The 4,686-nt window shown below is 61.4% G+C and carries 5 protein-coding genes and 1 tRNA gene; all 6 read right to left on the bottom strand.

Translation table 11 applies throughout. The annotated features are described in order from the left end of the window. Window positions 1–1,038: 1,038 nt before the first annotated feature. Window positions 1,039–1,114: transfer RNA gene (locus tag PF446_RS05675), tRNA-Thr, on the bottom strand. A 70-nt stretch (window positions 1,115–1,184) separates the two neighbouring features. Next, window positions 1,185–1,844, bottom strand: coding sequence for an SPOR domain-containing protein (locus PF446_RS05670; protein WP_298070269.1), 660 nt, complete (start codon window positions 1,842–1,844; stop codon window positions 1,185–1,187). 73 nt (window positions 1,845–1,917) lie between these two features. After that, on the bottom strand, window positions 1,918–2,667 hold the full coding sequence (locus tag PF446_RS05665) for a type III pantothenate kinase (RefSeq protein ID WP_298070268.1): 750 nt from the start codon (window positions 2,665–2,667) through the stop codon (window positions 1,918–1,920). Beyond that, window positions 2,664–3,638 (bottom strand): biotin--[acetyl-CoA-carboxylase] ligase, encoded by a 975-nt coding sequence (locus tag PF446_RS05660; RefSeq protein WP_298070270.1) that lies wholly within the window; start codon window positions 3,636–3,638, stop codon window positions 2,664–2,666. Before PF446_RS05660 ends, PF446_RS05665 begins: the two co-directional genes overlap by 4 nt. A 369-nt stretch (window positions 3,639–4,007) precedes the next feature. After that, window positions 4,008–4,268 carry a hypothetical protein gene (locus PF446_RS05655; RefSeq protein ID WP_298070267.1) on the bottom strand — a complete coding sequence of 87 codons (261 nt, stop codon included), beginning with the start codon at window positions 4,266–4,268 and terminating at the stop codon, window positions 4,008–4,010. A gap of 22 nt (window positions 4,269–4,290) precedes the next feature. After that, window positions 4,291–4,686, bottom strand: a 396-nt coding sequence (locus PF446_RS05650) for an ATP-binding protein (protein WP_298070266.1), incomplete at its 5' end; no start/stop codon positions are given.

The following is a 4,686-nucleotide window of genomic DNA, read 5'->3' as shown; positions in this document are numbered from 1 at the left end:
CGATGGGTCTCGAATCCACCATCAGCCTCGGTGGCCAAGGTCAGCTGCTCGGGCATCTTCTACACTCTGTCGGAAGGGGCTTCGCTTCGACCGCGGGGCAAAATCAGAGTTTCCTTAGGCCTGGCTTGCGCCCCATGCGTTCAACTTTTTCCAGAGACCGGACTATGAGAAATCAATTACCACGTCACCGGCTTATTGATATTTCCCCCCGGTGTAACGATGGAATTCGGCATTTGGCTTCGTCGGAGGTGCTTCGCCTCTATGCGTCTTTTAAATGACGCTATGCGGTGCAGCTCGTAGCACATTTTATCGGTAGCTGATGGGTTAACGACACCAACCGGCTTACCTCGATTCCGCGCCAATTTCACTGATTCCGCTAGATCACTATCATTCGAAATCACTAGCGCCACATCAAAAATATCCGACCAGGCGTCATTGACCAAGTGGACCGCAAGGTTAACATCAGAGCCCTTTTCCTCAGACTTGAGGACCTCTACCGTTCTGGGTCCGCCAGCAGGGGGATGCGCAAGCGGCATGCGCACATTGTGCTGGTAAAACTGACCCTCAAATACTTCCAGACAAGGTATGTGCGCCTTGATGGCTCTTAGGTACGCGTCTTGTCTTACGTGTTGATCCGGCTTGTACGGGTTCGTCTTTACTCGAGCGGTAAAGTACTTGATCAGCTCAACTCGGTTAACAGGCCTGACCATCTGTTGCGAAAGCGCCAAGAGGTCCACCCAGCGGTATTGGGTTCTTTTCAACGCGCGGTAGTACAGGTTGAACCCGTCAACGTAGACCGCAGTTCGCATTTTTCATCCCCTGAAAAAGCCAAGGCTCCCGTTAAGGAGCCTTGTACCCGACCACCGAAGTGGGCGGGGGAGTATGTTTAGAATTGTGTGGACTATTGACGACTCTGTCAACACTTACACACAAGTTCTGCACAGCAGAGTGTCAATATCTTGTGTGTAATTTTGTTGCCTAGATGTTGCCTAAGACCCATAGAAAAATGCCAGCATCTCTGCAAGCCTTTGTATTTACTGGTGCCGGCACCCGGATTCGAACTGGGGACCTACCGCTTACAAGGCGGTTGCTCTACCAACTGAGCTATGCCGGCATGACTACATATTCTATCAGGGCTGCGGCCAGGAACTCGACCATGATCGAAGCCGGGTCCCGCGCCGGGCTCAGAAGCAATCGATGGACTGCGCCTTGATGTCATCGCGCTTGAGATAGGCATGCCAGTCGAACCCGGGGTCGGCCGGCAATGCGATATCGACCCAGTATTCCGGCAACGTCTCGTTGCGCACCTTCACCTTTGGATCAAACCCCAGGTCGGTCAGCTGTTTCTGCCGACGCAGGGCATTGGCCTGGTCGTGGAACAGGCCCAGCGAGATGGTGTTCTGGCGATCCCCGGCGGTGACCACATAATAGTCGCTGATGCCCTTGTCCGAAAGTTTCCGGGCCTCGGCAAGCGCCTGGTCACGCGAGGGCAGTGGCGGCAGATAGACCCACCAGCCGGTCGATTGGGTTGCCTGTTCCTGACGGTACTGGATCCGCGGCACATGATCCTCAAGGGCATGGATCGCATCGCTCGTGTCCGAGCGCGTGTCGAAGGGCCCCAGGGTCAGGCAGCGGTCGCTCTTGTTGCGATCGCGGGAGGACAAGTTCAGCGCGTTCGACTGCGCTGGCAGCGCTCCAGCGCGCTCGGAAAGCAGCTTGAGTTCAGGCACACCCGGGTCGGTCGGCGGTGGATAGGCAACCACCTGTCCGTCACCGAACAGCAGCCAGGCGCCAACACCCACATTGAGTGCGATCAGCAGCAGGAACAGCAGGCGGACAAACATCGCGCTTCCTCGATCAGGATCCCGATTGTAGCGGCTGCAGACCGGGCTTCCGAAACATCCCCGGTTGCATGGTCTATGCAGACGCCTGACATGCATGGATCGCCAGGCCATGCAGCACGGCATCAGTCTGCAGCGTCACCGGACCGGGCAGCCAGGCGGCGAGCGCCTTGCCATCGCCACCGGTCAGTACCAGTCCTGCGCGGCCGCCAAGAGGTCCGGTCATGCGCGCGTGAAAGCGTTCGATCAGGCCCAGCGCGGCCTGCCAGCAACCGGAGGCGATCGCAGCCTCGGTGTTGTCGGCACAGTCGACTACGGGAGCCGCCCCCGGATCCGGCAACTGCGCTGTACCGGAACGCAGCGAGAGCTGCATCAAACGGGGTCCAGGCGCGATCAGTCCTCCCAGGTGCCGTCCGTCCCCAGCCAGCGCATCAAGGGTCAACGCGGTCCCCGCACTGACCACCACGCATGGCGCCAGGCCGGCGTGCAGTGCGGCCACCAGGCCCAGAAACCGGTCCACGCCCAGATTGCCGGGTTCGGGATAGGCATTGCGCACGCCGCAAGCGGCCGCCGGTGAGCGCAACCATGACGGCGCGGACAGGCCTCCCGCCTGCAGTGCCCGGGCCACGCGTTCCTCGCGCGCCCGACCCGCCACCGACGCCGCGAGGACAGTGCTGCCCGCTTCGATTCCGCTACAGAGCGCCTTCAGCGCATCGTCGTCGTCCAGCGCATCCCAGGGCGTCGCCTGCACCGGCGCCAACTGCCCGTCCAGATCCATGCGCGCCCATTTCAGTCGAGTGTTGCCGAGATCGAGGAGAAGGGTCATCGCGGACGCACCGTGATATCTGCACTGTCGACGCGGCGGGTAACCCCGTCATGGCGCACCAACAACGCGCCCCGCGCATCCACGCCGTCGCCAACCGCGTCGAAGACGCCTTCCGCATCGCTCAGCCGCAACCGCCGTTCACGCAGCAAATCCATCCGCGCGTAATCGTCGACGAAAGCGGCAAAGCCTTCGGCATCGAACACCTCGAGCGTCGCCAGCAGATGACCGATGATGCTACTGGCGACAGTGTTGCGATCCGGCAGCTCGACGTTGGCCAGGTCCGACAATTCGGCCAGGTCCGCCACCGGCTGTCCGGCGCGCGCGCGCAGGGCCTCGGGCATGCGCAGGTTCAGGCCGATGCCGATGACCGCCGTGCTCGGGCCCTGGGACTCACCCGACAATTCCACCAGGATGCCGGCGAGCTTCGCACCGCTGCCGGCCAGCAGCACGTCGTTGGGCCATTTCAGCCCGACCCCGGTCAGGCGCAACGCTTCCAGCGCGCGCACCACGGCCACGCCGGCCGTCAGCGAAAGCCCCGGCAGCGCCGCGAAGCCACGATCGAAGCGCTTCAGGCAGGACAGGTAAATATTAAGGCCCGGAGGCGACAGCCAACCGCGGCCGCGACGACCGCGTCCGGCTTGCTGGGTCTCGGCCATCACGATGCTGCCATCGGGCAGGCTCGCCGCACGCCGCAAGCACTCACTGGAAGTCGAATCCAGGCTCCAGTGCACTTCGATCCGTCCTGGCGCAGGGGTCGCACGTGCGCGTATGCGATCAGCATCCAACAGCTGCAACGGCCATGGCAAATGGTATCCCTCGCCTCGTCGCGCCTGCACCGGCACGCCCTGCGCACGCAACTGTTCGACCTGTTTCCAGACCGCTGCGCGAGTCAGGCCCAGGTGACCGGCCAACTGCGTACCGGAAAGGGTCCGTCCGTCGGCCAGCGCGACAAGAACTTCAGCGGCATGCATCGAGGGCTCCGTGCGGATCATGCATGGGCGCACCTGTTGGACGTGCAACCGATCATGTGGACAGGAAAATGCGGGTGCATGACGAGGTGGGCGGAAGCCTCACATTGGTGGAGAATGTATTGCAACATGTCGTGAACATCGTTGGAAGTCCGGCGATCCAGCAGGCATGAAGTCCTTCCAGGACCCGACAAGGCTGGAAACCTTGCCGTCATTCTGCGATTATTCATAATCTGGCTCAAAGGTCGGAGTCGTTGTGATCAAACTATTCAACTCGATGCAAACCCTGATGCTCGCAGGTGCGATGTGTGCGCTGCCAGCCGCGCATGCCTCGTCAAGCGTTGACCTGAGCCATGCCTCAATCCACGCCAGTCATGATGCGTCATCTTCGGAAAGCTCCAGCATGACTGGCGGCGGCAATGGCCCGATCGCAAGGACGGCCAGGTCCATGACCACGCAGGCCACGTCGGGCACGGTGCAGGCCGCCAGGGACAACACCGCCTGCAACGACAATGCCGCCACAAACCTGCCGCAGAGCGCTTCCAACTGCCCCGATAGCAGCAACTCGAGCAATGGCAACGCAGGGGACTCCGCATCGAGTCTCGGTTGGAAATCGTTGCTGCCCGGATCCATCCAGTAGCTGATTGGAGACCGCTCAGCTTGCGTTGATGCGAATCCGGAACATCGCACCAGCCAGTTCATCCGATCGTCCCACTTCCAGCTCGGCGTGGCGCGCATGGACGATGTCCTGCACGATCGAAAGTCCGATGCCGTGTCCCTGCACGCGCTCGTCGCCTCGCACCCCGCGTTGCAATACCTGCTCGATCTTGTCCGGTTCGATGCCCGGACCATCGTCCTCGACCATGATCTCCAGTCCGGGTCGACGCTTGCCGCTCTCGTGCAGCGCGCGTACGGTCAAGAGGATGCGGTGCTGGGCCCACTTGAAGGCGTTCTCCAGCAGGTTGCCGAGTATTTCCATGAGATCGCCCGGCTCACCATAGAAGTGCGCCTGCGGATCCACGTCGAACTCGCACAGCAGGTTGCGTGCGGC

The organism is Oleiagrimonas sp., from assembly GCF_027858935.1.
GTDB lineage: Bacteria > Pseudomonadota > Gammaproteobacteria > Xanthomonadales > Rhodanobacteraceae > Oleiagrimonas.
This window is presented reverse-complemented; position numbering and strand designations above follow the sequence as displayed.

Coding starts and splice junctions, on each gene's coding strand:
- PF446_RS05670 (WP_298070269.1), bottom strand. CDS start 1,844: ATGTTTGTCCGCCTGCTGTTCCTGCTGCTGATCGCACTCAATGTGGGT.
- PF446_RS05665 (WP_298070268.1), bottom strand. CDS start 2,667: ATGACCCTTCTCCTCGATCTCGGCAACACTCGACTGAAATGGGCGCGC.
- PF446_RS05660 (WP_298070270.1), bottom strand. CDS start 3,638: ATGCATGCCGCTGAAGTTCTTGTCGCGCTGGCCGACGGACGGACCCTT.
- PF446_RS05655 (WP_298070267.1), bottom strand. CDS start 4,268: ATGGATCCGGGCAGCAACGATTTCCAACCGAGACTCGATGCGGAGTCC.